Here is a 26,014-nt window from a genome sequence, read left to right on the forward strand (position 1 = left end):
AGCACCGCAATGATCCGCTCTTCCGTGAACCTCGACTGCTTCATCTCCGTCTCCCTCAAGGTGGACGGATTCTACCCATTTTTGGAGGAAGTTCAGGGGCTCAGGTCATCGTGCGACGCCTTTTTTTGAGGTCGTATGTCGCGGCAGTAGAAAACTATCTTTCGCCAGCAGTCTCATGAAAGACATACCTATTGACGCTTTCTTGACTAGTTGTCTCGCGAACGTGTGTGTGGGTGAGAGTTTTTAGGCACGCCGCAACAAACGAGCCGTTTGCTGAGAATCTAGAAAAACGAGTTTCTCAGACGCGATGAAAAAGAGTTTGTCTTAGACTCGTAAGCTTGTTTCTTCTCTGAGAGTATTGATCGTCAATCGATGGTGATTGAGAGAGGGGAACGCTGATGATTTGCAATGCTCTCGTCGGTGAGGCGGGAAGTTTTTGTGCACTGGCGATGTCCTGTTGGGTCATGCGCGCGTCACTCTGTTGACGATCTAAATCCCGCGCTCCTGCGGTGACGCCGCAGATCGCGAATACGTCTCTCCCTCGTAGCCTGGCATCCGACCCTAGCATTTGCGCCCTCGCTCGTCTGGAGCAGGGTGATTGCCATGTGCTGCCTGCTTCAAACTCAGCCGACCGTTCGTCACAAGCCAATTACGTGAGGTAACAGCATGACCACGAACACTCCCATCAGGTTCGCCTACTGGGTCCCGAACGTCTCCGGCGGCCTTGTCATATCCTCGATCGAGCAGCGCACCAGCTGGGATATCGACTACAACCGGAAGCTTGCCCAGATCGCAGAACAGGCGGGCTTCGACTACGCGCTGAGCCAGATCCGTTTCACGGCTGGCTACGGAGCTGACAAACAGCATGAATCCGTCACCTTCTCGCACGCGCTGCTCGCCGCGACCGAGAAGCTCAAGGTGATCGCCGCTCTTCTGCCCGGGCCGTGGAATCCAGCTCTTGCCGCAAAGCAGATCGCAACGATCAGTCAACTCACTAATGCGCGGGTCGCTGTCAACATTGTCTCGGGCTGGTTTCGCGGTGAATTCCACGCTATCGGCGAGCCCTGGCTCGACCACGACGAGCGCTACCGCCGCTCCGAGGAGTTTATCAGCGCGTTGCGCGGTATCTGGACCGAAGAAGACTTCACGCTCAAGGGCGACTTCTATCGATTCAATGAGTATTCATTGAAGCCGAAGCCACTCGATCCGTTGCCGGAGATTTTCCAGGGCGGCTCCTCGCGCGCCGCTCGTGACATGGCTGCCCGCGTGTCTGACTGGTATTTCACCAATGGCAATACGCCTGATGGCTTGAAAGCACAGGTCGACGATATCAGGGCCAAGGAAAAGACCTTCGGCAAGAGCTGGCGAACCAAGATCGGCATCAACGCATTCGGCATCGTCCGGCAGACGGAAAAGGAAGCCAAGGATGTCCTGCAGGAGATCCTTGATAAGGCGATCCCGGAAGCGGTCAACGGCTTCCACCATGAGGTCCAGAACGCTGGCAATGCGAGCCCCGAGCGTGAGGGCAATTGGGCCAAGTCTACCTTCCTGGACCTCGTCCAGTACAATGATGGCTTCCGCTCGAATCTGATCGGTACCCCGGCGCAGGTCGCCAAACGCATCATCGAGCTCAAGCACGCCGGCGCCGACCTGATCCTGCTCGGCTTCCTGCACTTCCAGGAAGAGGTCGAGTATTTTGGCAAGCACGTGATCCCGCTGGTGCGTGAGCTGGAGGCCCAGGGCGCGCCGCACGTCCAGGCTGCGGAATAGCCGGGTCGGGGCGACATATGAGCCTGGTTGCGACAGCGGGTGGCCACGCCCTGATCTTGGCGCGCGCGCAAGAGCGTGCTGCCGGGGCCACGCTGGAGGCGGGCGGCGCGCCTTCCGCGGACGAGGCGGCGGTGCTGGTTTCCGGCGCCGCCGTGCCCGTCCTACGCCTTGAGGGTATCTCGCTCAGCTTTGGCGGCGTTGCCGCGCTGGATGCTATCGATCTGGCGGTCGCGAAGGGCGAGATCCGCGCCATCATCGGTCCCAACGGCGCCGGCAAAAGCTCGCTGCTCAACGTCGTCAGCGGGCTCTATCGTCCCGACCGCGGCGCGGTGCTGCTCGGAAGCGAACGATTCACGGATGTGCCGACAGCGCGCCTTGCAGCGCACGGCGTGGCGCGCACCTTCCAGAACCTTGCACTGTTCAAGGGCCTGCCGGTGCTCGACAACGTCATCATGGGCCTTTTGCACCGTAGGCAAGCCGGTTTCGTTCAGCAGATGTTGTCGACGCCGCAAGCGCGCCGCGAGGAAGCCGAGGCCCGTGCCGCCGCCGAGGAAGCGATCGCGTTTCTGCATCTTGATGCTGTCAAGCACCAGCTTGCCGGCGATCTCCCCTACGGAATCCAGAAGCGGGTGGAGCTTGCGAGAGCGCTGGTCGCACGGCCGCAGCTGTTGCTGCTGGATGAGCCGCTTGCCGGCGTCACCCTCGGCGAGAAGAAGGAGCTCGCGGCACATGTGCGCAATGCGCGCGATGCCTATGGCACCACCATCGTGCTGATCGAGCACGACATCGGGGTCGTCATGGGCTTGTCCGATCGGATCGCGGTTCTCGACTACGGTCGCAAGATCGCCGAGGGCACCCCGGAAGAGGTGCGCTCCGACCAGGCGGTGATCGACGCCTATCTTGGCGTTGCCCATGAGGGTGAGACGGAGCTCGTGATCTGATGTTCGATTACCAGTTCTTCATCGAGGTTCTCGTCGGCGGGCTGTTGTCAGGCGTCATGTACTCGCTGGTCGCGATCGGCTTTGTGCTGATCTACAAGACGTCCGGCGTCCTGAACTTCGCGCAAGGCGCGATGCTCTTGTTCGCGGCGCTCACTTTCGTGAGCCTGGTCGAGCGGAGCGTGCCGTTTTGGTTGGCCCTCTCCGCCACGTTGGTAGTCATGGTCGCGCTTGGCATCACCGTCGAGCGCACGGTGCTGCGGCCGCTCGTCAACCAGTCGCCGATGACGTTGTTCATGGCGACGCTCGGCCTGTCCTATGTGATCGAAGGAGCCGCACAGCTGTTATGGGGCACGCAGGTCCACGGGCTTGATCTCGGCATTGACGATGTTCCCTTTGAGGTCGGCGGTGTTCTAATCAGCCAGTTCGACCTCTTCGCGGCCGCAATCGCGGGCGCGCTGGTCACAGCCTTTGCGTTGTTCTTCCGTTACACCCGAACAGGCCTCGCGTTCCGCGCCGTCGCCGATGATCAGTTCGCGGCTCTTGCGGTAGGGTTACGGCTGTCGCGCGTCTGGGCGGCGGTATGGACCGCGGCGGGCATCGTCGCGCTTGTCGCCGGCCTGTTGTGGGGGGCTCGCCTGGGCGTGCAGTTCTCCCTGTCGCTCGTCGTGCTCAAGGCGCTGCCAGTACTGGTGCTCGGCGGATTCGACTCGGTCGCGGGAGCCATCGTTGGAGGTCTCCTGATCGGCGCAATCGAGAAACTGGCTGAGGTCTACGTCGGGCCCTTGTTCGGCGGCGGCATTGAGGCTTGGGCCGCCTATGTAGTGGCCCTCGGCTTCCTGCTGGTGCGTCCTTCCGGGCTGTTCGGCCAGAAATTGGTGGAAAGGGTCTGATCTGATGACGAGACCTGCTCGCTCGATTGCCGCCGGCTGGTTTAGCCCCAATCATCTCGCTCCGGCTCTTCTTCTAATCCTGGCTTATGGCATCGTTCCGTTCGCAGGCTCCGATTACCTGCTCGATGCAGTGCTGACGCCATTCCTTGCGCTGGCGCTGGCCGCGTCAGGGCTCAATTTGCTCACCGGCTATGCCGGCCAGGTCTCGCTGGGGTCTGCCGCGTTTCTCGCGGTCGGTGCCTACGCCGCCTACAATTTCAACCTGCGTCTGCATGACCTGCCGTTCCTGGTGAGCCTTGTGGCCGCGGGCCTTGTGGCCGCGGCGGTTGGGATCGTTTTCGGCCTGCCGAGCCTTCGGCTGCGCGGCTTCTACCTCGCGGTGTCGACCCTTGCGGCGCAGTTCTTTGTGCAATGGGCCCTCACCAAGTTCGGCTGGTTTTCCAACAACAATCCCTCAGGCGTGATCGACGCTCCCCCGCTGGCGGTGGCGGGCATCACCTTCTCGGGCGCGGTCGGGCGCTACCTCTTTTCGCTGACGGTCGTCGTCATCGCGACGCTGCTCGCCATCCGCCTGCTGCGCTCCCAGATCGGGCGGAATTTCATTGCGCTGCGCGACCACGAGACAGCGGCCAAGGTGATCGGCGTGCCACTATTGCGTACCAAGCTGCTCGCGTTCGGCGTCTCCTCGTTCATCATCGGAATCGCCGGGGTACTGTGGGCCTTCGCCTACTTGCGCACCGTGGAGCCCGCCGGCTTCAACCTGGACCGTTCGTTCCAGATCCTCTTCATCATCATTATCGGCGGCTTGGCCTCGATCCGGGGAGCGTTTCTCGGTGCGGCATTCATGGTCGCTTTTCCGCTCGTACTCTCGCGCCTTGGAGCTGCGCTTCTCGGCGACGTCTTCGATTCCGGCGTGCTCGAGATGAGCCAGCGCATCGTTATCGGTGCGCTCATCATTGGCCTGTTGATCGCCGAACCGCGCGGCTTGATCACGCTGGTCGACCGCCTCGCAGAACCGATCCTCCGCCGGTTTCCTGGTCCGCTTCCTCGCTTCACCCAGCCTTGAAAATTTACTCGAACCAAAGGACAAATGTCGTGCGTTTCACAAGATCCCTTCGTGCCGTCGCGCTAGCTGCCGCCCTTGGCCTCAGTGTTGCGCTGCCGGCCCAGGCCGATGAGCAGTTCTTCCCGTTGCAGAGCTATCGGGTCGGTCCGTACGCGGCCGGCGGAACCGGGTTCTTCGGCGGCTTTATCGACTATCTGAACCTCATCAATATCCGCGACGGCGGCGTCAACGGCGTCAAGCTGACCTGGGAGGAGGGCGAGACGCAGTATGAGGTCGAGCGCGGTATCGAAGTCTATGAGCGCTTGAAAAGCCACCCCGGCGTCGCGGCCTGGAATCCGCTTTCCGTCGGCATCGCCTATGCGATGATCGATCGCATCAGCAAGGACAAGGTGCCGCTCATCACTATCAACCACGGGCGGACTGATTCGACTGACGGCCGGGTATTTCCCTACGTATTCCCCCTGCTGCTCAATCCTTACAGTGAGACGTCCGGAATCGTGAATTACATCGCCTCGCACGAGGGCGGCGCCGACAAGCTCAAGGGCATGAAGATCGTCGTGCTCTATCACGGCTCGCCCTACGGCAAGGAGACGATTCCGATCTATAAGCTGCTCGCCGACAAATATGGCTTCTCCCTTGAGCAGATCGAGGTGCCGCATCCCGGCAATGAACAGCAGTCCCAGTGGCTGTCGATCCGGCGCGCCAAGCCGGACTATGTGGTGCTGCGCGGCTGGGGTGTGATGAATCCCGTGGCGCTGAAGACGGCCCAGAAGGTGGGCTTCCCGGTCGATCATATCATCGGCAATGTCTGGTCGAATTCGGAAGAAGACGTCATTCCTGCCGGTGACGCGGCAAAGGGCTATGTTGCGATCACGACGCAGGCCTCCGGCGCCGAGTACCCGGTGCTGCAGGAGATCATCAAGGCCGTCTATGGTGCCGGCAAAGGCAATCTCGACGACAAGAAGCGCATAGGCAGCGTCTATCACAACCTCGGCATCGTTAACGGCATTCTCAACGTCGAGGCGATCCGGACCGCCCAGCAGAAATTCGGCAAGCGGACGCTCACCGGCGACGAGGTCCGCTGGGGCTTCGAACATCTGCAGCTCGACCCGGCGCGGGTCGAGGCGCTGGGCGCCAAGGGCCTGTTCCATTCCATCAACGTGACCTGGGACAATCACGAGGGTGATGGTCGCGTGACCTTCCAGCAGTGGGACGGCACCAAGTGGAAGGTGGTGTCGGATTGGATCGCACCGGACTGGGCGTTCCTGCGCCCAATCATCGAGAAATCGTCGGCGGCGTATGCGGCTGAGCACAACATCAAGATCCGCACGTCCGACGACACGGCAGCCAGCCAGTAACCGCATTCGAGACGGCTTGGGAGCGGGCAACGCCCGCTTCCGTCCAAGAAAATCCGGAGCATCGCAATGAGCGATCATCTTCTTGTTCTTGAAGGCGTGGCGGCGACCTACAACCATGCCATTCGCGCGCTCTCGGACGTCTCGCTCACGGTGCGACGAGGCGAGGTCGTTGCGTTACTTGGCGCCAATGGCGCAGGCAAGTCGACGACGCTGAAAGCGATCTCCAATCTGTTGCATGCCGAGCGCGGCCAGCTCACCCGTGGCCGCATCGTGTTTGATGAGCGCGATGCCACCGCGCTCGCCTCAGCCGAATTGGTTCGTCTGGGCCTGGTCCCGGTGCTGGAAGGCCGCCACTGCTTTGGTGCGCTCACGGTCGAGGAGAACCTCGTCGCCGGCGGCATTGGGGGCGGTTTGCCGCGACGCGAGATCGCGGGAGGACTTGAGCGAGTCTACACATTGTTTCCGCGCCTGAAAGAGCGTCGGCGGTCCGCCTCGGGCCTCACCTCGGGCGGCGAACAGCAGATGACGGCGATCGGCCGCGCCTTGATGGCGCGCCCGCGACTGTTGCTACTGGACGAGCCCTCGATGGGCCTAGCGCCCCTCGTTGTCGAGACGATTTTCAGCACCTTGAAGCGGCTCAACGCTGACGAGAGATTGTCGATCCTGGTCGCCGAACAGAACTCGACGGTGGCGCTGCGCTACGCCGACCGTGCCACCGTCCTCGACGGCGGATCGACGGCGCTGGCGGGCGATGCCGCGGACTTGCGCGGGCGCGCCGAGATCAAGGCGCTCTACCTCGGAAGTCCCGAGGAGAGCGCGTCACATGTTGCCGCGTTACGCCGCCCGTCGCCGGCCGATCATGCGGCTTGAACAGTTTCATCGAACAGACAGAGGAGAATACCCATGAGCAAGGACAATCTCGCGCGCGCCGCACAGGACGACATTTACACCAGCCTCGATGATGCGATCCAGAGCACGGTCAAGCTCCATGCCGAGCGAAATGATATCGAAGGCCGGTTTCCGAGAGAAAATCTGCAGGCGCTGGCTGCGGCCGGCTGGACCGGGGTGCTCAATGAGCCGCGTTTCGGCGGGCTTGGCCTCGGCCATGGCGACTTCGCGGAGGCAGCCTATCGGATCGGCCAGGATGATGCTTCGACAGGCCTCGTGTATGTCATGCATGTCGGTGCGGCGCAGACCATCAACCTGTTCGGCAATGACGATCAGAAAGAACGCTGGCTGAAGGCAAAGGGCGGCACGCTGCTTGGCACCTATTCGACCAGCGAGCGAGCATCCGGCGGACATTGGTGGTACAATTTTTCGGAAGCTGCGCGCGACGGCGAGAACTATGTCGTCAACGCCGAGAAGTCCTTCACGACGAGTTCCGGCCAAGCTGATTTTTATTTGGTGCAGACGCGCTCTGCCGGCGCCAAGGATCAGACCGACATCTCCTTCTTCATCGTCGATGGCAAGGCGCCTGGAATCGAAGCAGGCCCGTGGGAAACCCTTGGAGTACGCGGAAATCACTCAGGTCCGATCCGCTATAACGGCGTCAAGGTCCCCAGCCGCGACCGGCTGGGCGCCGAAGGACAGGGCAAAGAGATCATCTATGACGGCGTCTCGCCGGTTTACCTGATCGGCCTCGGCGCGGTGTGGGAAGGGGTGGCGCGAGGCGCGCTCAATGCGGCAGTCGCGCACACCTCGAGCTTCGTTCATAAGGACAAGAACAAAAGCTTGTCGGACTATCAGGCGATCCGCCAGGAGCTCGGGGCTGCAAAGGTGCTCGTGGAGACCTTGCGTCCGTGGCGCAACGAACTCGCCGCCAAGCTGGATGAGCTGTGGCGCGCCGGCAAGCCGCAGAGCGAAATTCTGATTCCTCTGACGGAATTCAAGGTTCATGCTGCAGAAGTTGCCAATAAGGTGGCCGCCGCGGCGCTGACCGTGACCGGCGGTTACGGCTATCGACGTGGGCCGATCGAACGATCGTTTCGGGATGCCCGTGCCGCCATCGCGATGGGTCCCTCCAATGTGATCGCGCGGGACTGGATTGGAAAGGCGCTGGTCGGGTTGCCGCTTGAGCTGTTCTATGAGGGTGGCGAATAGATCGGGCATTTCGGCAGAAGGAGAGCAATTTGCAGGCCTCGCCGCGCCAACGGAGGTAAGCGATCAACCATGGAGGGTCAAGAATTCCTCGAGAATGCCCGGTTCTGAGCGTACCCGCCGTTTGACGCTGGCTTCGATGCTGGGCGCGGCGATCGCCCAGCGTAGATCTCAAATTCCATTGGCAAGGTCAACGCCTTATGGTGATTTGCCTGTGACCAAGTGATTTCTTGAATAGGTTAATCCATTTGGATACCTTATTCAGCTCCTCCTTCCTCAGCCTTGAGATGCCGCACGCGACTCGCGTTTCGCGCTCAGCACGATCGCTAATCTTTTTCCCAACACGTTGCTCCGGCTATCGACTAGTCTAGGCCCCCAATGGCGCCTCTCGCGCCGCTTGCCGTCGGTTCCTACCTCCGCGGTCAGCGTCTGCCTATCGTCGGTCGCGTCTCGATCGACAGCATGACAGTCGACATTTCCGGTCTGTCGGATGAGGCACTCGATCTAGGAAGCCTCGTCGAAGTGATCGGTGACTTCATCAGACGCTCGTGATGCTGGCGGCTGACGCAGGCACTATCGCTTGCGAGATTCTCACTGGCCTCGGTCATCGCTTCCGCAGAGATTATCGTTGACGCTTTCGCGCAAACAACACTCTTCGAGTTCACCAAGCATAACGTTGGACCGAAAGAATGAAAGTCACTGTCTTAGGCGCGGGCGTTATCGGCGTCACAACCGCATATCAGCTTGCGAAGCTCGGGCACGAAGTCGTTGTCGTCGATAGGCAATCGGGTCCCGCACTGGAAACCATTTTTGCGAACGCCGGCGAGGTCTCCTTCGGCTACTGTTCGCCGTGGGGTGCCCCCGGGATCCCTGTGAAGGCCGTCAAGTGGATGCTCATGGGCCACGTGCCATTGATCCTTCGTCCGAAGCTTGATGCAGCCATGCTCTCTTGGCTTTTCCATATGCTAGCGGTTGCCAGTCGGCCAAGCCTTTACGCCAGACCGGCGTCTCTCCGTCGATTGTCTGGGTCGCCAAGAGTTCGCGTAGCCTGTCGGAGGGTACAGGGCCTTTGCGCGTTCGCCGCCCTGTGCATAGAACCATGCTTCGTCGCTCGTCGGTCGTGTCGCTCATTATTGCCCCAGCTTCCTCGTGTCTTTGGGACCCAACGGCCTCATTGGTATTCATTCGTCGAAATAGGGACATTATAGTGCGTGTTTTAAGGGACCGCAAAGCCGTCTGTTCTGCCTATGAAGGCAACGGCTCTGGTAGCTTGGAATCTCCGGCGGCTGCGCGTGAGGCGCGGGTTGTCCCAGGAGGCATTGGCGGTGGACGCTGGTGTTGACCGTTCCTATGTGGGACGGATCGAGCGCGGGCTCGAAAACCCGACAGTCGAAACTTTGGACCGGCTGGCCACAGCCTTACAGGCTGTCGTCGCTGAACTGTTGCTCGCGCCCAAGGTTGGCGAAAAGCCGCCAGCGCCCCTCCGAAAAGGACGCAAGAAGAGGTGATCTGTCTGAACTATTCTGTCGCGTCTTCTTCCGGCGACGATCTCGGATTGTGAGGCCGGCATGACTGCGCCAAAGAAGAAAGCCCAGATCTCGGTGTATCTCGATCCTGATGTCATGAAGACCCCGTCGGCTTATGCGGCTGGCCGGGAGCAATCGCTGTCGTTATTGCCGAAGCCGCGATCGCGTCCTTCCTGTCACCGGACGCCGACGAGCGGCGGGAGGCGGCTATTGCCAAGTGACTCGATCTGGTCGATCGCCGCATCTCGCGGCTCCAGCGCGACATCGGGATCTCGCCACTTCGACTGCCTCCCGTTCCCAGGGGCCGTCCGGCCGCTGTTTCACGGGGAATCGGGTGTTTCACGGCCCCAAGTCGGCCCGGCCAAGCCGGCCGCCGGCTCATCCGCACCATCGGCCGACCGACGGTTGGGGCGGGACGCCGCGCGCGCCGTCGAGGACCCGTCTTCACCGCGCTCACCGATATACGCTTCTACGGTCTCAATCACGGCATGCCTTCGACACAGCAAGTATTTTTTCTCTGATCTACGCCGGGTCCCTACGACGGCTGAATACTTGTTGAACTAACTCATTTCCTGCCTTCTCTACTCATCCCCGTCGCTGATCGCTTGCTGCGATTGGCGTTCGACGGGGGACGATCGTGGCGGGCACACCAATCCATTCGGAAGCGTTCTCGCGCGGCGCGCGCATGCTGCGTACCGCGCTCGGCCCGGCGATTGCGGCGTTTCTCGAGGATTCTTCGATCGTCGAGGTGATGCTCAACCCCGATGGCCGGCTCTGGATCGATCGGCTGTCAGGTGGCCTGGAAGATAGCGGACGCACGATGTCCGCCGCCGATGGCGAGCGGATCGTGCGCCTGGTCGCGCACCATGTCGGCGCTGAGGTGCATGCCGAGAGGCCGCGGGTCTCGGCCGAGCTTCCCGAGACCGGAGAGAGGTTCGAAGGACTTCTCCCACCGGTCGTCGCGGCGCCGGCCTTTGCGATCCGCAAGCCCGCGGTCGCGGTGTTCACGCTCGACGATTACGTCGCCGCCGGCACGATGACCGCCGGTCAAGCGACCGCGCTTCGAGCGGCCGTCGCGTCGCGCAAAAACATCCTAGTCGCCGGCGGCACCTCGACCGGTAAGACCACTCTCACCAACGCACTGCTCGCCGAAATCGCCGGCACCACCGATCGCGTGGTGCTGATCGAGGACACGCGCGAGCTGCAGTGCCGCGCCCCCAATCTGGTCGCGCTGCGCACTAAGGACGGCGTCGCGTCCCTGTCCGATCTGGTTCGGTCCTCGCTGCGTTTGCGCCCCGATCGCATTCCGGTCGGGGAGGTACGGGGCAGCGAAGCCTTGGAACTTCTCAAAGCCTGGGGGACCGGCCACCCCGGTGGGATCGGAACGATTCACGCGGGCTCTGCGCTGGGCGCGCTCCGCCGCCTCGAACAGCTCATCCAGGAAGCCGTCCTCACCGTTCCCAAGGCGCTGATTGCCGAGACGATTGATGTCGTCGCGGTGCTGCGCGGCCGCGGCAGCGAACGCCGCCTCGCCGAACTTGCTCTCGTCGCCGGCCTCGATCCCGCCACCGGCGATTACCGCGTCCAGTCCGCCGGGGCGGGCGGCCAATCCTCGCTTCCCAAGGACCCATCATGATCCAGTTCCCTCCCGCGATCCGTCACGTTCGCCGCCGCTTCACCGAACTCGCGGCAGTTGCTTTCCTCTCCATCGCTGTCGCGCCCGCAGCCTACGCCTCCGGCTCCTCGATGCCGTGGGAGACGCCCCTCAATCAGATCCTGGAGTCGGTGCAAGGTCCGGTCGCCAAAATCATGTCGGTCATCATCATCACCGTGACCGGCCTGACGCTCGCGTTCGGCGATACATCAGGCGGTTTCCGCCGGCTGATCCAGATCGTCTTTGGGCTCTCGATCGCCTTCGCCGCCTCGAGCTTCTTCCTGACGTTCTTCAGCTTCTCGGGCGGGGCGCTGGTCTGATGGCTGCGATTGTCGATCCAGAGGTGCCGGGCTTCTTCGCGCCGGTCCATCGCGCGCTCACGGAGCCGATCCTGATGGGCGGCGCGCCGCGCGCTGTCGCGATCGCCAACGGCACGTTGGCGGCCGCCATTGCGCTCGGTCTGCGCCTCTGGATCCCCGGCGCGCTGATCTGGGCCGTGGGTCACGCCGCTGCCGTCTGGGCGGCCAAGCGCGACCCCCAGTTCGTGGACGTTGTTCGACGCCACCTCCGCTATCCGCCTTACCTCGCCACATGAGGCTTCCATGCTGAACCTCACTGAGTATCGCAATCGGCCCGCCAGCCTTCCCGACTTCCTGCCCTGGGCCGCTTTGGTCGGACGAGGCGTGGTCCTCAACAAGGACGGATCGTTTCAGCGGACGGCGCGCTTCCGTGGTCCGGACCTCGACAGCGCGACGCCTGGGGAGCTGGTCGGCGTAACGGCCCGCCTCAATAACGCATTGCGCCGTCTCGGCTCAGGCTGGGCGATCTTCGTTGAAGCCCAGCGCAGCGCCGCCCAGACCTATCCGTACAGCGCCTTTCCCGATCCCGCATCGGCGCTGGTCGACCTGGAGCGGCGGGATGCTTTCGAGGAGGCCGGCGCGCATTTCGAGAGCCGCTATTTCTTGACGCTCGTCTGGCTCCCGCCGGTTGAGGACGCCTCTCGCGTCGAGGGCTGGCTCTATGAGGGCCGCGCGCAGAGCGGCCTCGATCCTTACGAGCTGCTGCGCGGCTTCGTCGATCGGACCAACCGCGTCCTGCAACTGGTCGAAGGGTTCATGCCGGAGGTGGCGTGGCTGGATGACGGCGACACCCTAACTTACCTGCACTCGACCATCTCGACCCGGCAACAGCGCGTCCGCGTCCCGGAGACGCCAATGCATCTCGACGCGCTGCTCGCGGACGAGCCGCTCGCCGGCGGCCTCGAGCCGCGCCTCGGCAGCCACCACCTTCGCACGCTCACCGTGGTCGGCTTTCCGACCGCGACGCATCCCGGGATTCTCGACGAGCTGAACCGGCTTGCCTTTCCTTACCGCTGGTCAACGCGCGCGATCCTCCTCGACAAAACCGAGGCCGTGAAACTGCTGACCAAAATCCGCCGGCAGTGGTTCGCCAAGCGGAAGTCGATCACCGCCATCATCAAGGAGGTGATGACGAACGAGGCCTCGACATTGGTCGATAGCGATGCCGCCAACAAGGCCGCCGATGCCGACCTCGCCTTGCAGGAACTGGGCACCGATGATGTCGGCCAAGCCTACGTCACCGCGACTGTCACCGTCTGGGACGAAGACCCCGGCCGCGCCACTGAGAAGCTTCGCCTTGTCGAGAAGGTGATTCAGGAACGCGACTTCACCTGCATGCCCGAGGGGGTGAATGCGCTCGAAGCCTGGCTCGGCTCGCTGCCGGGCCATGCCTACGCCAACGTTCGCCAGCCGCCGCTCTCCACATTAAACCTCGCCCACATGATTCCGCTGTCGGCGGTCTGGGCGGGACCGGCGCGCGACGAGCGTTTTCGTGCCGCCCCGCTGTTCTTTGGCAAGACCGAGGGCTCGACGCCGTTCCGCTTCTCGCTGCATGTCGGCGACGTCGGCCACACCCTGATTGTCGGCCCGACCGGCGCCGGGAAGTCCGTGCTGCTGGCGCTGATGGCGATCCAGTTCCGCCGCTACCGAAAAAGCCAGATCTTTGCCTTCGATTTCGGCGGGTCGATCCGCACCGCGGCGCTTGCCATGGGTGGCGACTGGCACGACCTCGGCGGTAGTCTGTCGAACGGTGACTCCGTCTCGCTTCAGCCACTTGCACGCATCGGCGATGCGGCGGAGCGCGCCTGGGCTGCCGAATGGGTGACCGCGATCCTCGCCAAGGAAGGCGTCACCATCGACCCGACCGCGAAGGAGCATGTCTGGTCGGCCTTGACCTCACTGGCATCCTCGCCCGTCGAGGAACGAACAATCACCGGCCTGACCGTCCTGTTGCAGTCGACCGCGCTGAAGCAGGCGCTGCAGCCCTATTGCGTCGGCGGTCCGTCCGGCCGGCTGCTCGATGCCGAGGTTGAGCAGCTCGGCTTCGCGTCCGTTCAGGCCTTCGAAACCGAGGGTTTGATCGGGGCCGGTGCGGCGCCCGCCGTCCTCACCTACCTCTTCCATCGCATCGAGGGGCGGCTCGACGGCCGGCCGACACTCCTCATCATCGACGAGGGTTGGCTCGTCCTCGACGATCCGGCCTTCGCCCAGCAGCTTCGCGAATGGCTGAAGACGTTGCGGAAGAAGAATGCGTCCGTCGTCTTCGCCACGCAATCGCTTTCCGACATCGACGGCAGCAACATCGCACCCGCGATCGTCGAAAGCTGTCCGACGCGCATCTTCTTGCCGAATGAGCGCGCGATCGAGCCGCAACTCATGGGGATTTACCGGCGCTTCGGTCTGAACGATCGCCAGATCGAGATCATCGCGCGAGCGACGCCGAAGCGGGATTACTACTGCCAATCGCGACGCGGCAACCGGCTGTTCGAACTGGGTCTCGGGCCGATCGCGCTTGCCTTCTGCGCGGCCTCCTCGAAGGACGATCATGCCGCAATCGAACGGCTGCTCGCCGAGCACGGCCGCGAAGATTTTACGCCGGCCTGGCTCGCCGATCACGAGCTGCTTTGGGCCGCCGATCTCATCCCTGACCTGAAAAACCTGGAGGTGCAATCATGAGCGTTCGCAAGACGCGCCGTAGCTTAATGGTCGCGAGCGCCCTGTCGCTCACGCTCTCGTTCTCTCCGCTTGTGACGACACGGGCCTCTGCGCAGGTGATCGTCTACGATCCGACCAATTTCAGCCAGAACGTGCTGACCGCGGCGCGCGAGCTGCAGCAGATTAACAATCAAATTCAGATGCTGACCAACCAGGCCCAGAGCCTAGTGAACCAGGGAAAGAACCTCGCCAACCTGCCAATGTCGACGCTGACCCAGCTTCAGTCACAGGTCGCACGGACGCAGTCACTGCTGAGCCAGGCCCAGAACGTCGCCTTCAACGTTGAGCGCATCCAGACGACGTATTCCAGCACCTACGGCACGGCGGCGGGCACGGGCTCCAATGCGACAATGTTTGCCGCGGCTCAAAGTCGTTGGCAGAACTCGGTGGGCGCTTTCGAAGACTCGCTGAAGGTGCAGGCGGGCCTCGTTGGCAATATCTCAGCCAATTCCAGCGCCATGAGCTCGCTGGTCACCGCCAGCCAGTCGGCAAGTGGCGCCCTGCAGGCCGCTCAGGCCGGCAATCAGCTCCTGGCCCTGCACTCCCAGCAGCTATCCGACCTCGTCGCGGTGCTCGCCGCGAAGGGACGAGCGGATGCGTTGGAGCAGGCGCGCGTGACGGCGACCGAAGCTCAGGGCCAGCAGCAATACAAGAACTTCTCGGCGCGCGGCGGCTATCAGCCGGGTAACGTCACCATGTTCAGCGGCAACTGAGCGCGGATCATGGAGCGCTCGGATATCCTTCGCGCAGGCGCGATGATCATCGTGTTTGTGATTTTCCTCGCCGCACTGCACGTCATTCATCGGCGTCCGGCGGAGCGGCCTGTATCCGATGCCCCCTCTGTCTCCGCTCCCGATGATCTCTCGGCCGAGCTGCGCCGCTGCCGCGCGCTTGGTCCCCAGGATGCCGAAGATCCGCACTGCCAGGCGGTCTGGGAGGAGAACCGCGCGCGCTTCTTCGGCAGGCCGGCGCGGCCACTTCTGCCGCAGGCCGCGCCGGCCCCACCTTCGACGACGAATACTGTGGAAGGAGAGAAGCGATGAACAACGTCGGGGTCATCGATACCTTTCTCAATACCTACACCACGTATATCGATTCCGGATTCGGCCTGATCAAAGGCGAGGTCACCTATCTCGCCTCGACACTGATCGTCATCGACATCACCTTGGCCGGCTTGTTCTGGGCGTGGGGCGCAGACGAAGACATTCTCCAACGGCTGGTGAAGAAGACGCTCTATATCGGGTTCTTCGCCTTCATCATCACCAACTTCAACAATCTCTCCGGCGTCATCTTCAATAGCTTCGCCGGACTTGGCCTGAAGGCCGGCGGCTCGTCGCTCTCGACGGCCGACTTCCTGCGGCCCGGCCGGCTCGCACAGGTCGGCCTAGATGCCGGGCAGCCGCTGCTGGACGCCGCAAGCCAGATGATGGGCTTCACCAGCTTCTTTGCGAACTTCGTCCAGATCGCGGTGCTGATGGTGTCCTGGCTGTTGGTGCTGATCGCCTTCTTCATCCTAGCGGTGCAGCTGTTCGTCACGCTGATCGAGTTCAAGCTGACGACGCTCGCCGGCTTCATCCTGATTCCGTTCGCGCTGTTCAACAAGACTTCTTTCCTTGCGGAGAAAGTGCTCGGCAATGTCGTCGCCTCCGGCGTGAAGGTGATGGTGCTCGCCGTCATCGTCGGCATCGGCACCGGGCTCTTCTCCCAGTTCACGTCAGCCTATGGCGGCGGCCAGCCGACGATCGAGCAGGCGCTCTCTGTCGTGCTCGCAGCACTCGCTATGCTCGGCCTCGGCATCTTCGGTCCCGGCATCGCATCCGGTCTCGTCTCAGGGGCGCCGCAGCTTGGCGCGGGCGCTGTCGTCGGCACCGGCCTTGCCGTGGCCGGCACGGCGATGGCGGGGGGCGCGGCGCTTGGGCTGGCCGGAACGGGAGCGATGGCAGCAGCCTCCGGCACTGCTGCGGCCGCACGTGGTGGTGCGGCGATGGCGGGCGGCATGTCCTCCGCCTACACCCTCGCATCGGCCGGTCGGTCCGGCGCTGGCGGCGTCGCTTCAGGTCTCGGCGGCGCTGGCCGTGCTGCAGCCAGCGCGGCGGCAGCGCCCGTCAGACGCGCCGCTGCGCAAGCGGCCGGGTCAATGACGGAGAGCTTCGCATCAGGCGCCCGGTCCGGGGTCGCAAATACCGGTGGCTCCTCGACCATGGGGACCGTTGAGCGAGGCGGGGCCGCAAATGATGGAGCTGCATCGCAAGCGGCGAACGACAGCGGTCCGCCTGCGTGGGCCCAGCGCGTCAAGCGCAATCAGACGGTTGTTCACGGCGCACAGACGGCCGCGCAAGCCTTCAAATCCGGCGACAGCCATGGCGGTGGACACTCCGTCGACCTCAAGGGAGGAGAATAGCGAATGTCCGTCTTTCGGCGATCGTCGGTTCGCTACGGCCGCACGCCTGAACCAGAAACCCCATACCAGCGTGCGGCGCAGGTTTGGGACGACCGCATCGGCTCGGCGCGCGTGCAGGCGAAGAACTGGCGGCTGATGGCCTTTGGTTCTCTGATCCTTTCTTGCGGTCTCGCCGGCGGGCTCGTTTGGCAATCCACACATGGCACCGTCGTTCCCTGGGTGGTGCAGGTCGACAAGCTCGGCGAGGCGCAAGCGGTCGCGCCGGCTGTGGCCGACTATCGGCCCAGCGACCCGCAGATTGCCTGGTATCTCGCCCACTTCGTCGCGATGGTGCGCTCGCTTCCGGCCGACCCGATCATCGTGCGGGAGAATTGGCTGAAGGCGTATGATTTCACGACCACGGCGGGCGCGATGGCGCTGAACGATTACGCGCGCGCCAATGATCCCTTCGCCAGTCTCGGAAAGCGGCAGGTCGCAATCGACGTTTCCAGCGTCATCCGCGCCTCGCCCGACAGTTTTCGCGTGGCCTGGGTCGAGCACCGCTATCAGGACGGAGCGCTCGCCGGCACCACACGTTGGACCGCCATCCTCACCATCGCAGTTCAGCCACCCACCGATGCCGATCGGCTGCGCAAGAATCCGCTCGGCATCTACGTCAACGCCATCAACTGGTCAAAGGAGCTGGGACAATGACCCCGCCGTTTTCCTCAACAGCCGGCGGTCCGGCTTCGCGTCTCTCCATCGCTCAGCAAAGCCGGAAAGACACCAATACGTGTCTCCGTAAATCCGCTTTGGCGGCTTTGCTGATGTCCGTCTCGGCCCTTGGCGGATGCGCGCACAATTTCATTCCACCTGACATCAACTACGACTCCGCGGAGCCGGCAGCACTCACCGCCGATCCGCCAGCGCCCGTCAAGATCGTGGAATTGCCAAAGCCTCTTCCGCTGCCCGGGCAGTTGAAGCCGCTCACTGCGGCCAAGCGCGTCCCGGAGGCCGCTGATCCCAGGGTTCGCGTCAAACAGGCCAACGCTGCGGCACGGGTGCAGCCAATGCGCACTGGTTTCATCAACGCGGTACAGGTCTATCCTTTCTCCGGCGGAGCCCTCTACCAGGTCTATACGGCGCCCGGCCAGATCACCGATGTCGCCCTGCAGGAGGGCGAGCAGCTCGTCGGCTCCGGACCGGTCGCCGCCGGCGACACCGTGCGTTGGATCATTGGCGATACCGAGAGCGGCGCGGGAGCGACCAGAAAGATCCACATTCTGGTCAAGCCGACCCGGCCGGAGTTGGTCACCAATCTCGTCATCAACACCGACCGGCGGACCTATCTCCTCGAGCTGCGCTCGACGGAGAAGACCTATATGGCCTCGGTGTCCTGGCAGTATCCCGAGGATCAGCTCATTGCGCTTCGGCAGCAGAATGCGACGGCTGAGGCCGCAGCTCCGATTGCTGCCGGCGTCGATCTCGCCTCGATCAATTTCCGTTACGCGATCGAGGGCGATGATCCGGCCTGGCAACCGCTGCGCGCCTTTGATGACGGGAATAAGGTCTACATCGAGTTCCCCAGCGGCATCGTCCAGGGCGAAATGCCGCCACTGTTCGTCATTGGACCGGCCGGCGGCTCCGAGTTGGTCAACTATCGCGCGAACCGCAACTACTACATTGTCGATCGCCTGTTCGCCGCCGCTGAATTGCGACTGGGTGACAAGGATAGCGAGCGGCGCGTGCGGATTGTCCGCACCGACGGAAGGCCGCGCTCATGGCGATGAACGGCGAAGTCGAACGTCAAGGCGACGTCCCACCCGTCGCGCCGCCGGATCTTCGGCTCCGCGGCGAGCGGCCACCTGTCACACGCCTCTCGCGCAAGATCCTGATCGGCATCGGCGCGGTGTCTGCCCTCGCTGTCGCGGGAGCGCTCGGTTACGCCCTCCAGACTCGCAACAAGGCGCAGTCCGGCCAGGAGTTGCTCAGCACACAGAATAGCCCTTCGGCCGAGGGCCTCGCCGCCTTGCCGAAGGATTACACCGGCCTGCCGCGTCAGGCACCGCCGCTCGGGCCGCCGTTGCCCGGCGACCTCGGCAAGCCGATCCTCAACGCGGGCGCTGCACCGAACACCTTCGTCTCCGCGACGACGCCTGATCCGGAGACCCAGCACCGAGCGCAGGAGATCGAAGCGGCGCGCGTCAGCCGGCTGTTCGCCCAGACCGTTCTGCAACCGCAGAGCGTCGGCCAAATCGTTCCGAATAGCTCGACCGCAACCGCGACGAATCCGGCCGCGACACCTCCCGTGGATGCCGGTTCCGCTCAGAACATGCAGGACCGCAAGACGGCCTTCCTCAATGCTTCGACGGATAAGCGCACGGTCAGTCCGGATCGGCTCGAGGCCAAAGTCTCTCCTTATGTCGTGCAAGCTGGCACCGTGATCCCGGCTGCGCTCATCACGGGCATTCGGTCCGATCTGCCCGGCCAAGTCACCGCTCAGATCACCGAGGCGGTCTGGGATAGCCCGTCCGGCAAATATCTTCTGGTGCCGCAGGGTGCGAAGCTGATCGGCCAATACGAGAGCTCCGTGGCGTTCGGCCAGAGCCGCATCCTCCTGGTCTGGACCCGCATCATCATGCCTGACGGCAACTCGATCGTGCTGGAGCGCCAGCCCGGCGCCGACACCGGTGGTTATGCCGGGCTCGAGGACGAGGTCGACAACCATTGGGGCATGCTGTTCAAGGCCGCCGTTCTCTCGACCATGCTTAGCGTCGGAGCCGAGGCCGGCACGAGCCAGAACGAGAACAACCTCGTTCAGGCGATCCGCAGCGGTGCATCCAACAGCATCAGCCAGACCGGCCAGCAGATCGTGCAGCGCCAGCTCAACATCCAGCCGACGCTGACCATCCGGCCAGGGTTCCCGGTCCGCGTGATCGTCACGCGTGACCTGGTGCTGGCTCCCTATGGGCAAAAAGGTGCGCGATGACGAAGCTCAAGCTTGGACCACTCGAAGACGATAAACCGGTCAAGCTCACCGTCGAACTGCCGGCGACGGTCTTCAGGGACCTCAAAAGCTATGCCGAGATTCTGACGCTTAGCGGGGGCGCGACGACGGCGACCGAGCCTGCCAAATTGATCGCGCCGATGATCGAGCGCTTTATGGCAACCGACCGTGCCTTTGCGAAGGCACGGCGTAATACTGCTCAACCCTCGCCGGGGCCGGCGGAAAGATCCGGATAACGCTCGCGAAGTAGGTCAAGGAACGGACGCAAAGGGGCGATCGTTCAGCGTTGCCTTCGAGAGGTGGCCGGGACCGAAGCCCATCAAGTCAAATCCGGTCATAGACCAGCATTTTGCTCACGTAGACGCGTTCAGGTGAAGTCAGATGCCATATATCGATGCCGCGGGTGTGAATCTTTATTTTGAGGAAGCCGGGGAAGGTCATCCGATCATTTTCCTGCACGAGCTCGGCTCAGATGGCCGCGAATGGGAAACCCAGGTTCGCTACTTTTCTCGTGCTTATCGCTGCATCACCTTCAATGCCCGCGGATATGCCCCCAGCGACGTTCCTGACGATCCAACTCTGTATGGCTGGGAGCTTGCTGTGAACGATATCGCCGCCGTCATGCGTGGCCTCGTCGTCGAACACGCACACCTGGTCGGATTGAGCATGGGCGGATATGCCGCCTTGCAGTTTGGATTACGCTATCCAGAGAGAGCCAGCGCGATTGTCGCGGCCGGTGTGGGATCCGGATCGGCTCCTTCCCAGCGGGACGCCTGGTCGAGAGAAACCTCCATTCTCGCGCGGGCTTTCATCGAGCGCGGGATGGACACGATGGCCCGGAAAATGGCGCATGGTCAGACTCGTATCCAACTCAAATACAAGGACACACGGAGTTGGCAAGAGTTTCAGGAACGCCTGCGTCACCACTCACCGCTAGGGATGGCGAATACGATGACGCGCTGTCAGGCGTTACGACCGTCATTGCATGATTTGGCCGATCAGTTCTCAACGATGCGAACACCGGTATTGCTGGCCCTGGGCGATGAAGACGCGCCCTGCCTCGAGACCAACCTGATGCTGAAAACAGTGCTTCCCAACGCCGGTCTTTGGATCTGCCCCAATACCGGCCACACCATCAATCTGGAAGAGCCGACAGCATTCAATGCTCAGCTTGACAGCTTTCTAGCCGCCGTCGAGCGTGGGAGCTGGCGCCGCGGACATCCGAAGATTGAGGCTGAATCCAATCTGGAACTTGAGATGACGCCCGATACATGCACGAAGGCAGTGGCCCGTTGACTGCAACACTCCAGGCACTTCACAGTGAGTGGTCTCATGAAATCCCGGACTGGCGTTCATCTCAGCGAATCCATGGCAACCCGGTTGACCGTCGCGGCTACACGCACGGGAGTGACAAAATCAGAACTAATTGAAGCCGCACTCGATCACTTTCTCGAATCCGATAGCGCTGCTGAACATTTCGTGATCGTGGCAGGCCGCCTCACTGAGCTGAACGATCAGATCGGGCGTCTCGGTGCCGATCTCAAGATGGTGAATGAGGTCGTCGCCCTTCACTCGCGCTTTCACTTGGCTGTTACGCCCTCGTTATCGGCTGCGGAGCAGCACACTGCGTCTGTGGTCGGCGCCAAACGCTTCGAAGAATTCGCCGCGCAAGTAGGACGAGGTGTTGAGCTGGGGACGTCTCTCATGCGGGAGACTATGAACCGGCGCGTCAGGAGAAATGAGAACCGCTTCCGAGGAAGACGTCGGGGCCAGCGACGCGCACGGCACAAGTCCTAAGTCCTCCGAATCGATTTTTAGCGCATCCGTCACGGTTGATGGCGCATCAGAGCCGAACGCTGCCGTGCGGGAGGACGGTAGCATTCGGAACTTTCCACAACAGGCTCACGGCCTACTTCAACGAGGTGGTAGCGGCGATGAGACGCCGTTTCGCGCACGGCTGCCCAACTCAGCGGCATCTTCCGCGCCGCGACGCGAGTTAGCAAATGTAGATGGTCCCGTTCTTATCCTGCGGGTGTTTCTGCCATTTGCTGTCGGTTATTATCTCTCGTACCTCTTCAGGACAATCAACGCCTTGGTCGCCGCTCCCCTGACATTGGAGTTGGGGCTCGACGCTGGTGATCTTGGCTTGCTGACATCGGTCTATTTTCTCACCTTCGCGGCGGCGCAGATACCGGTCGGCATCCTTCTGGATCGGTATGGTCCGCGGCTGATCCAGAGTGTGCTGCTGGTTGCTGCTGCGGTCGGCGCCGCATTGTTTGCTACGTCAGACAATTTGCTCATGCTGCTTCTAGGCCGGGCGCTACTCGGTCTCGGTGTCGCCGCGAGCCTGACCGCCGGATTGAAGGCCCTCGTTCTCTGGTTTCCGAACGACCGTCTTCCGTTTCTCAACGGCCTGATGGTCATGCTCGGTGCATTGGGAGCGGTCACCGCGACCTCGCCGGCGCAGCTGTTGCTGGCTTGGGTTGGGTGGAGGACGCTGTTCGCATTGTTCGCTGTCGCCACGGCCGGCTGTTCGGCGATGATCTATCTCTTGGTGCCGGAGAGTGCATCGGCAACGCCGGTCATGCGTGGAACAGCCATGGCCAGCTTGAAGAACATTTATACCGATCCGCATTTCTGGCGTCTGGCGCCGCTATCAGCGACTTCCGTCGGCACCGCCTGGGCGCTGCAGGGACTTTGGGCGGCGCAGTGGTTCACTGACGTCGAGGGACTTGATCGCGCTGCTTTGGTGCAACATTTGTTTGTCATGGCCGTCGCGCTCAGCCTGGGTGCGCTCCTGCTAGGCGTTCTGGCTGATCGGCTGCGTCGCTATGGCATTGGGACAGAGGCGCTCCTCGCGGTCGTCGGCCTTCTGTTCATTGCCGTGCAACTCGCGATTATCCTGCGATGGCCGTTGTCATCATACGTCCTGTGGGCCGCTGTGGCCGCCGTCGGCGCAGCTACGGTGCTTAGCTATGTGCTCCTGGCTAGTTATTTCCCGAAAGAACTTGCCGGACGGGCCAATGCTGCGCTGAACGTGCTCCATATAGGTGGAGCGTTTGTCCTGCAATATGCCACTGGCGTCGTCCTTGAACATTGGACGCCTCAGGCGGGGCATTATCCGTAGATCGCCTACCAGACAGCCTTTATCTTCAATCTTGTCCTTCAGATCATCGCATGGGTCTGGTTCGCTTTCCCGTGGGTGCTTCGGCCGTCGACCAGCGCTAGGTTCAGCGATTAGAAGCGCCAGCGTCGGCGGCGGCCAAGGCTCAGCCTGCTGGGACTGTGAGGCGATCATAGGAAGGATCGGCGCCATTCATGCGACGCTGGGTTATGTCCGTTTGTTATCCGATAATGGTGGAAGCAACGTCTTCGTTCGCCGTTCCAGCCTAGTCGCGACAGTGAGAAACTCGCGCAATACCGCGTTTCTAGTGGAAGGTGACCAGGCCGCGCTGAAAACAAAAAGTCTCCTCATCGCGGACGATCAGTTGATAGACTAACCCCATTCAACTGGAGGACGAGGTCGACAACCATTGGGGCTGCTTTTCAAGGCCGCCGTTCTCTCGACCATGCTCAGCGTCGGAGCCGAGGCGGGCACGAGCCAGAATGAAAATAACCTTGTCCAAGCAATCCGCAGCGGTGCGTCCAACAGCATCAGCCAGACTGGGCAGCAGATCGTGCAGCGCCAGCTCAACATCCAGCTGACACTGACCATCCGGCCAGGTTTTCCGGTTCGCGCCATCGTCACGCGTGATCTCGTGCTGGCGCCGTACTAGGGAGGAAGACAGTGACGAAGCTCAAGCTTTACCGCTTGAAGACGACAAACCGGTAAAACTCACGATCGAGCTGCCCGCGGCGGTCTTCAGGGATCTCAAATGCTACGGCGAGATTTTAGCGCATAGTGCAGGCGCGACGACGCGGATCGAACCCGCCAAATTGATCGCGCCGATGATCGAGCGTTTCATGATGACTGACCGAGCCTTTGCGAAGGCGCGGCGAAAAGCGGCTCAACTCTCGCCCGAGTCGGCGGAAAGATCTGGATAGCGTTCACGAATCAAGTCGAGAAACGGACGAACTAACGGATTGCCGTTCGACTGCCGCCAATAGACGCGGAAGCTCAGCCGCGTCGGCCCCTCGGCATCATGCACCTCCCGGAAGATGACACCGGGATAAGTCACGCCAGTCGCACTTTCCAGGGCGAGGAGAATACCGAAGTCCATGCCCACCAGTGAGAGAAGCCGGTCGAGCCCCACGTCATGGCGAAGCAGCTTGCAAGGATCGGAAGATCCTAATTTGCTGATGAGAAGCTTGAGGAGTTCCGGTCCGGGGCCACGCTGTGACATCAAAAGCAGTTCGCGCCGCAGTTCGCCCCAGTGAACTATGTCATGACTTGCCAGAGGATGTTTCGCAGGGAGGGCAGCAACAACACGTTCGCTCCAGAGCACCAATGACTTGCCGCTCCAATTCGGATTGGGATCCGCCACAACAGCGACATCGATGGCTGAACTGGCGAGGTCCGAAATCAGATGCTCGCTCGCTCCATCGACAAACTGTCTATCGACATCGGGAAAGCGGTGCCGGTGCTCGAGGAGGGTGGCTCGGAGATTGCCGGCCGACAGGGAGGTGTGGATCCCGATGGTCAACCGACCACTCTCGCGACGCGAGCGGGTCTTGAGGCGAGCGGCCATTGCTTCAGCTTCGGCTACGATGCGCCGGGCATCCTCGAGAAATTCTCGACCTTCCATCGTTGGTCGCGTACCTCCGTTGGTGCGCTCGAATAGTTTGCTGCCCAACGTGTGTTCGAGACTTCCTAGACAGCGACTGAGCGTCGACTGCTTGATTCTAAGCGTCTCTGCCGCTTGACGGATGCTTCGATGCTGGGACGCAGCGATCGCCCAGCGTAGATCTCGAAATTCCACAGCCACGCTCGAAGCCCTATGGTGAGTTGTGGGACCAAGTGTTTTCTTGCCCCTCCATAAATTGTGTTGCGTCAGCTCCTCCGACTTCGGCCGGAATACGTATTTCAACACCGATGTTATTTCAAGCGTTAGGTGCGTGAGGCAAAAATACGACTAGAGGGAGTCACCCTCTGATAAATTCCGTTCTCTCTCTTCCGCTTTTGCGTCCGTTGGGTCAGAGGACAATCAAAGAGCACAGTGCGCAGGTAGCTGAAGGACGCGATCCGCGGCTTTCAATCGTACGCTCGGCAGATCTTGGGCCGATCAGCAAGGGCCCGTTTTTCGCCTGGCCGATCGTTCCGGCAACTTCGGTATGGGGACTGGGTTGGTAACCGATACTAACGGGAGGGGGCCTCGATTCTGAACGCAAGGCATCTGCAACCTGGAAGGCAAAGGGTTGTCGCTGTGTTGCCGATCCTCCAGCAGGGCTGCCCCTCGATCCTCCGGCGAATGTCACGAATGATCCGGCCCAGCCGGCTGCGCGAATTGTGCGGTCGCTGACTGCGCATGCCTTTTCCTCCCTAGAGCTTGCGCGAACCCGCTTTGTTGGTCTGTGTGGCTTCTATCTCCTGAAAGTGCCGAACCAGAAGCTCGCCTGAGGTCTTGTTGTGCTCGCGCGCGTAACGTTCGGAGGCGGCCGCATCACCCCTGAGCAGCGCGTTGACCATTTTCTCGTGGTTCGCGATGACCATGTCGGGCCGTTCAAGGATTGCATTTGAAGAGGCCATGTACATTTGAACCTGATGTTCGACCAAGCCGTAATGATCGGCGAGGCGGTTGTGTCCCGAAAGGACAACGATCGTCTTGTGAAGCGCAAGGTCACTATCGTTGATCCGCTTCCGGTTGCGGCTTTTTGCGGCGGCCTTCATGTCATCGTAAGCCGCCTCGATCGGTCGCCTCCGATTCGGGTTGGCGGCTGCGAGCTGCGCGGCCAGACCCTCCAGGCTGGATCGAAGCGTGTACAGCTCCCATGCGTCCTTGGATGTCAAGCTCGCGACCTCCCAGCCCCAGTAAGGCTTCTGCTTCACCAGGCCCTCGCTCATCAGCCGCTGCAGCGCCGCTCGTATCGTGCTGCGCGACAGGTTGAGCTCCGTGGACAGTTCGGTCTCTGTCAGTCGCTTTCCTGGCGCCAAGGCGCCACTGGTGATCGCCTGCCGGATAACATCGGCAGCCGCACGGTCCAAACTCCGCTTCTCGACCAATCCCGAGATGATCTTAGCAGCCATTTTTCCTCCAACCGCGTTTTGCGCGGAATGTTCGTTCTGAGGTGCCGGCAGAGATATTGGCGAACAT

Annotated in this window: 26 protein-coding genes and 4 pseudogenes; 26 read left to right on the top strand and 4 right to left on the bottom strand. The window is 62.0% G+C overall.

Annotation, left to right across the window (positions count from 1 at the left end; translation table 11 throughout):
* Positions 1-666 precede the first annotated feature (666 nt).
* From sfnG to AC5ZFO_RS43390, 9 genes and pseudogenes are all read left to right on the top strand, one after another.
* Complete coding sequence (gene sfnG, locus AC5ZFO_RS43350) at positions 667-1,770, top strand: dimethylsulfone monooxygenase SfnG (RefSeq protein ID WP_496123755.1); 1,104 nt, start codon at positions 667-669, stop codon at positions 1,768-1,770.
* 17 nt (positions 1,771-1,787) lie between these two features.
* Positions 1,788-2,711, top strand: coding sequence for an ABC transporter ATP-binding protein (locus AC5ZFO_RS43355; protein ID WP_496123756.1), 924 nt, complete (start codon positions 1,788-1,790; stop codon positions 2,709-2,711).
* A complete protein-coding gene (locus AC5ZFO_RS43360) occupies positions 2,711-3,601 on the top strand; it encodes a branched-chain amino acid ABC transporter permease (protein WP_496123757.1) in 891 nt (296 codons plus the stop codon). Before AC5ZFO_RS43355 ends, AC5ZFO_RS43360 begins: the two co-directional genes overlap by 1 nt.
* 4 nt (positions 3,602-3,605) lie before the next feature.
* Positions 3,606-4,667, top strand: coding sequence for a branched-chain amino acid ABC transporter permease (locus AC5ZFO_RS43365; RefSeq protein ID WP_496123758.1), 1,062 nt, complete (start codon positions 3,606-3,608; stop codon positions 4,665-4,667).
* Positions 4,668-4,696: 29 nt separating this feature from the next.
* Positions 4,697-6,025 carry an ABC transporter substrate-binding protein gene (locus tag AC5ZFO_RS43370; protein ID WP_496123759.1) on the top strand — a complete coding sequence of 443 codons (1,329 nt, stop codon included), beginning with the start codon at positions 4,697-4,699 and terminating at the stop codon, positions 6,023-6,025.
* A 66-nt stretch (positions 6,026-6,091) separates the two neighbouring features.
* A complete protein-coding gene (locus tag AC5ZFO_RS43375; protein ID WP_496123760.1) occupies positions 6,092-6,895 on the top strand; it encodes an ABC transporter ATP-binding protein in 804 nt (267 codons plus the stop codon).
* Between the two features lie 33 nt (positions 6,896-6,928).
* Complete coding sequence (locus AC5ZFO_RS43380; protein WP_496123761.1) at positions 6,929-8,125, top strand: acyl-CoA dehydrogenase family protein; 1,197 nt, start codon at positions 6,929-6,931, stop codon at positions 8,123-8,125.
* A 408-nt stretch (positions 8,126-8,533) separates the two neighbouring features.
* A pseudogene (locus AC5ZFO_RS43385) lies at positions 8,534-8,754 on the top strand (alanine racemase C-terminal domain-containing protein); the annotation flags it as partial.
* Positions 8,755-8,811: 57 nt separating this feature from the next.
* Positions 8,812-9,091 (top strand): annotated as a pseudogene (locus tag AC5ZFO_RS43390) (FAD-dependent oxidoreductase); the annotation flags it as partial.
* Here AC5ZFO_RS43390 and AC5ZFO_RS43395 read toward each other — a convergent pair.
* Positions 9,017-9,325, bottom strand: coding sequence for a DUF4339 domain-containing protein (locus AC5ZFO_RS43395; protein WP_496123783.1), 309 nt, complete (start codon positions 9,323-9,325; stop codon positions 9,017-9,019). The pseudogene AC5ZFO_RS43390 and the gene AC5ZFO_RS43395 overlap by 75 nt on opposite strands.
* Positions 9,326-9,369: 44 nt before the next feature.
* Between AC5ZFO_RS43395 and AC5ZFO_RS43400 the strand changes: the two genes are divergently transcribed.
* From AC5ZFO_RS43400 to AC5ZFO_RS43465, 14 genes and pseudogenes are all read left to right on the top strand, one after another.
* Positions 9,370-9,630: a helix-turn-helix domain-containing protein gene (locus AC5ZFO_RS43400; RefSeq protein ID WP_496123762.1), complete on the top strand. Its 261-nt coding sequence runs from the start codon at positions 9,370-9,372 to the stop codon at positions 9,628-9,630.
* 60 nt (positions 9,631-9,690) lie between these two features.
* Positions 9,691-9,866: pseudogene (locus AC5ZFO_RS43405) on the top strand (CopG family transcriptional regulator); the annotation flags it as partial.
* A gap of 419 nt (positions 9,867-10,285) precedes the next feature.
* Positions 10,286-11,284, top strand: a complete 999-nt coding sequence (gene trbB, locus AC5ZFO_RS43410; protein WP_496123763.1) for a P-type conjugative transfer ATPase TrbB — start codon at positions 10,286-10,288, stop codon at positions 11,282-11,284.
* Positions 11,281-11,622, top strand: coding sequence for a TrbC/VirB2 family type IV secretion system protein (locus AC5ZFO_RS43415; protein ID WP_496123764.1), 342 nt, complete (start codon positions 11,281-11,283; stop codon positions 11,620-11,622). Before trbB ends, AC5ZFO_RS43415 begins: the two co-directional genes overlap by 4 nt.
* Entirely contained in the window at positions 11,622-11,897 is a 276-nt protein-coding gene (locus tag AC5ZFO_RS43420; protein ID WP_496123765.1) for a VirB3 family type IV secretion system protein, read from the top strand. The genes AC5ZFO_RS43415 and AC5ZFO_RS43420 overlap by 1 nt, the downstream gene beginning before the upstream one ends.
* A gap of 7 nt (positions 11,898-11,904) precedes the next feature.
* Entirely contained in the window at positions 11,905-14,337 is a 2,433-nt protein-coding gene (gene trbE / locus AC5ZFO_RS43425; protein ID WP_496123766.1) for a conjugal transfer protein TrbE, read from the top strand.
* Complete coding sequence (gene trbJ / locus AC5ZFO_RS43430; protein ID WP_496123767.1) at positions 14,334-15,089, top strand: P-type conjugative transfer protein TrbJ; 756 nt, start codon at positions 14,334-14,336, stop codon at positions 15,087-15,089. Before trbE ends, trbJ begins: the two co-directional genes overlap by 4 nt.
* A 9-nt stretch (positions 15,090-15,098) precedes the next feature.
* Positions 15,099-15,419, top strand: coding sequence for a putative entry exclusion protein TrbK-alt (gene trbK-alt, locus AC5ZFO_RS43435; RefSeq protein ID WP_496123768.1), 321 nt, complete (start codon positions 15,099-15,101; stop codon positions 15,417-15,419).
* Positions 15,416-16,777, top strand: coding sequence for a P-type conjugative transfer protein TrbL (gene trbL, locus AC5ZFO_RS43440; protein WP_496123769.1), 1,362 nt, complete (start codon positions 15,416-15,418; stop codon positions 16,775-16,777). The genes trbK-alt and trbL overlap by 4 nt, the downstream gene beginning before the upstream one ends.
* 3 nt (positions 16,778-16,780) lie before the next feature.
* Complete coding sequence (gene trbF, locus AC5ZFO_RS43445; protein WP_496123770.1) at positions 16,781-17,470, top strand: conjugal transfer protein TrbF; 690 nt, start codon at positions 16,781-16,783, stop codon at positions 17,468-17,470.
* Positions 17,467-18,546, top strand: coding sequence for a P-type conjugative transfer protein TrbG (trbG, locus tag AC5ZFO_RS43450; RefSeq protein ID WP_496123771.1), 1,080 nt, complete (start codon positions 17,467-17,469; stop codon positions 18,544-18,546). Before trbF ends, trbG begins: the two co-directional genes overlap by 4 nt.
* Positions 18,537-19,745: a TraB/TrbI/VirB10 family type IV secretion system protein gene (locus AC5ZFO_RS43455; protein ID WP_496123772.1), complete on the top strand. Its 1,209-nt coding sequence runs from the start codon at positions 18,537-18,539 to the stop codon at positions 19,743-19,745. Before trbG ends, AC5ZFO_RS43455 begins: the two co-directional genes overlap by 10 nt.
* Positions 19,742-19,999, top strand: coding sequence for a DUF2274 domain-containing protein (locus tag AC5ZFO_RS43460; protein WP_496123773.1), 258 nt, complete (start codon positions 19,742-19,744; stop codon positions 19,997-19,999). Before AC5ZFO_RS43455 ends, AC5ZFO_RS43460 begins: the two co-directional genes overlap by 4 nt.
* Before the next feature lie 145 nt (positions 20,000-20,144).
* Positions 20,145-21,059, top strand: a complete 915-nt coding sequence (locus AC5ZFO_RS43465; protein ID WP_496123774.1) for an alpha/beta fold hydrolase — start codon at positions 20,145-20,147, stop codon at positions 21,057-21,059.
* A 126-nt stretch (positions 21,060-21,185) separates the two neighbouring features.
* Here the strand turns inward: AC5ZFO_RS43465 and AC5ZFO_RS43470 are convergent, their stop codons facing one another.
* On the bottom strand, positions 21,186-21,335 hold the full coding sequence (locus AC5ZFO_RS43470) for a hypothetical protein (RefSeq protein ID WP_496123775.1): 150 nt from the start codon (positions 21,333-21,335) through the stop codon (positions 21,186-21,188).
* 166 nt (positions 21,336-21,501) lie between these two features.
* Here AC5ZFO_RS43470 and AC5ZFO_RS43475 point away from each other — a divergent pair, with 166 nt between their 5' ends.
* The 3 genes and pseudogenes from AC5ZFO_RS43475 to AC5ZFO_RS43485 all read left to right on the top strand — a co-directional run bounded on the left by AC5ZFO_RS43475 (position 21,502) and on the right by AC5ZFO_RS43485 (position 23,807).
* Positions 21,502-22,890 carry an MFS transporter gene (locus tag AC5ZFO_RS43475; protein ID WP_496123776.1) on the top strand — a complete coding sequence of 463 codons (1,389 nt, stop codon included), beginning with the start codon at positions 21,502-21,504 and terminating at the stop codon, positions 22,888-22,890.
* A 383-nt stretch (positions 22,891-23,273) separates the two neighbouring features.
* A pseudogene (locus AC5ZFO_RS43480) lies at positions 23,274-23,539 on the top strand (TraB/TrbI/VirB10 family type IV secretion system protein); the annotation flags it as partial.
* A complete protein-coding gene (locus AC5ZFO_RS43485) occupies positions 23,514-23,807 on the top strand; it encodes a DUF2274 domain-containing protein (RefSeq protein ID WP_496123777.1) in 294 nt (97 codons plus the stop codon). The pseudogene AC5ZFO_RS43480 and the gene AC5ZFO_RS43485, both read left to right, overlap by 26 nt.
* Here AC5ZFO_RS43485 and AC5ZFO_RS43490 read toward each other — a convergent pair.
* Positions 23,771-24,688: a LysR family transcriptional regulator gene (locus AC5ZFO_RS43490; protein WP_496123778.1), complete on the bottom strand. Its 918-nt coding sequence runs from the start codon at positions 24,686-24,688 to the stop codon at positions 23,771-23,773. The genes AC5ZFO_RS43485 and AC5ZFO_RS43490 overlap by 37 nt on opposite strands.
* 554 nt (positions 24,689-25,242) lie before the next feature.
* Positions 25,243-25,947: a GntR family transcriptional regulator gene (locus tag AC5ZFO_RS43495; RefSeq protein ID WP_496123779.1), complete on the bottom strand. Its 705-nt coding sequence runs from the start codon at positions 25,945-25,947 to the stop codon at positions 25,243-25,245.
* Between the last annotated feature and the right edge of the window lie 67 nt (positions 25,948-26,014).

It is taken from the genome of Bradyrhizobium sp. Unk1 (assembly GCF_059512345.1).

What these genes read in the sequence shown, in the direction of transcription:
- sfnG (WP_496123755.1), top strand. Translation starts at nt 667, where the DNA reads ATGACCACGAACACTCCCATCAGGTTCGCCTACTGGGTCCCGAACGTC.
- AC5ZFO_RS43355 (WP_496123756.1), top strand. Translation starts at nt 1,788, where the DNA reads ATGAGCCTGGTTGCGACAGCGGGTGGCCACGCCCTGATCTTGGCGCGC.
- AC5ZFO_RS43360 (WP_496123757.1), top strand. Translation starts at nt 2,711, where the DNA reads ATGTTCGATTACCAGTTCTTCATCGAGGTTCTCGTCGGCGGGCTGTTG.
- AC5ZFO_RS43365 (WP_496123758.1), top strand. Translation starts at nt 3,606, where the DNA reads ATGACGAGACCTGCTCGCTCGATTGCCGCCGGCTGGTTTAGCCCCAAT.
- AC5ZFO_RS43375 (WP_496123760.1), top strand. Translation starts at nt 6,092, where the DNA reads ATGAGCGATCATCTTCTTGTTCTTGAAGGCGTGGCGGCGACCTACAAC.
- AC5ZFO_RS43380 (WP_496123761.1), top strand. Translation starts at nt 6,929, where the DNA reads ATGAGCAAGGACAATCTCGCGCGCGCCGCACAGGACGACATTTACACC.
- AC5ZFO_RS43395 (WP_496123783.1), bottom strand. Translation starts at nt 9,325, where the DNA reads ATGTCCCTATTTCGACGAATGAATACCAATGAGGCCGTTGGGTCCCAA.
- AC5ZFO_RS43400 (WP_496123762.1), top strand. Translation starts at nt 9,370, where the DNA reads ATGAAGGCAACGGCTCTGGTAGCTTGGAATCTCCGGCGGCTGCGCGTG.
- AC5ZFO_RS43415 (WP_496123764.1), top strand. Translation starts at nt 11,281, where the DNA reads ATGATCCAGTTCCCTCCCGCGATCCGTCACGTTCGCCGCCGCTTCACC.
- AC5ZFO_RS43420 (WP_496123765.1), top strand. Translation starts at nt 11,622, where the DNA reads ATGGCTGCGATTGTCGATCCAGAGGTGCCGGGCTTCTTCGCGCCGGTC.
- trbE (WP_496123766.1), top strand. Translation starts at nt 11,905, where the DNA reads ATGCTGAACCTCACTGAGTATCGCAATCGGCCCGCCAGCCTTCCCGAC.
- trbJ (WP_496123767.1), top strand. Translation starts at nt 14,334, where the DNA reads ATGAGCGTTCGCAAGACGCGCCGTAGCTTAATGGTCGCGAGCGCCCTG.
- trbK-alt (WP_496123768.1), top strand. Translation starts at nt 15,099, where the DNA reads ATGGAGCGCTCGGATATCCTTCGCGCAGGCGCGATGATCATCGTGTTT.
- trbL (WP_496123769.1), top strand. Translation starts at nt 15,416, where the DNA reads ATGAACAACGTCGGGGTCATCGATACCTTTCTCAATACCTACACCACG.
- trbF (WP_496123770.1), top strand. Translation starts at nt 16,781, where the DNA reads ATGTCCGTCTTTCGGCGATCGTCGGTTCGCTACGGCCGCACGCCTGAA.
- trbG (WP_496123771.1), top strand. Translation starts at nt 17,467, where the DNA reads ATGACCCCGCCGTTTTCCTCAACAGCCGGCGGTCCGGCTTCGCGTCTC.
- AC5ZFO_RS43455 (WP_496123772.1), top strand. Translation starts at nt 18,537, where the DNA reads ATGGCGATGAACGGCGAAGTCGAACGTCAAGGCGACGTCCCACCCGTC.
- AC5ZFO_RS43460 (WP_496123773.1), top strand. Translation starts at nt 19,742, where the DNA reads ATGACGAAGCTCAAGCTTGGACCACTCGAAGACGATAAACCGGTCAAG.
- AC5ZFO_RS43465 (WP_496123774.1), top strand. Translation starts at nt 20,145, where the DNA reads ATGCCATATATCGATGCCGCGGGTGTGAATCTTTATTTTGAGGAAGCC.
- AC5ZFO_RS43475 (WP_496123776.1), top strand. Translation starts at nt 21,502, where the DNA reads ATGAGAACCGCTTCCGAGGAAGACGTCGGGGCCAGCGACGCGCACGGC.
- AC5ZFO_RS43495 (WP_496123779.1), bottom strand. Translation starts at nt 25,947, where the DNA reads ATGGCTGCTAAGATCATCTCGGGATTGGTCGAGAAGCGGAGTTTGGAC.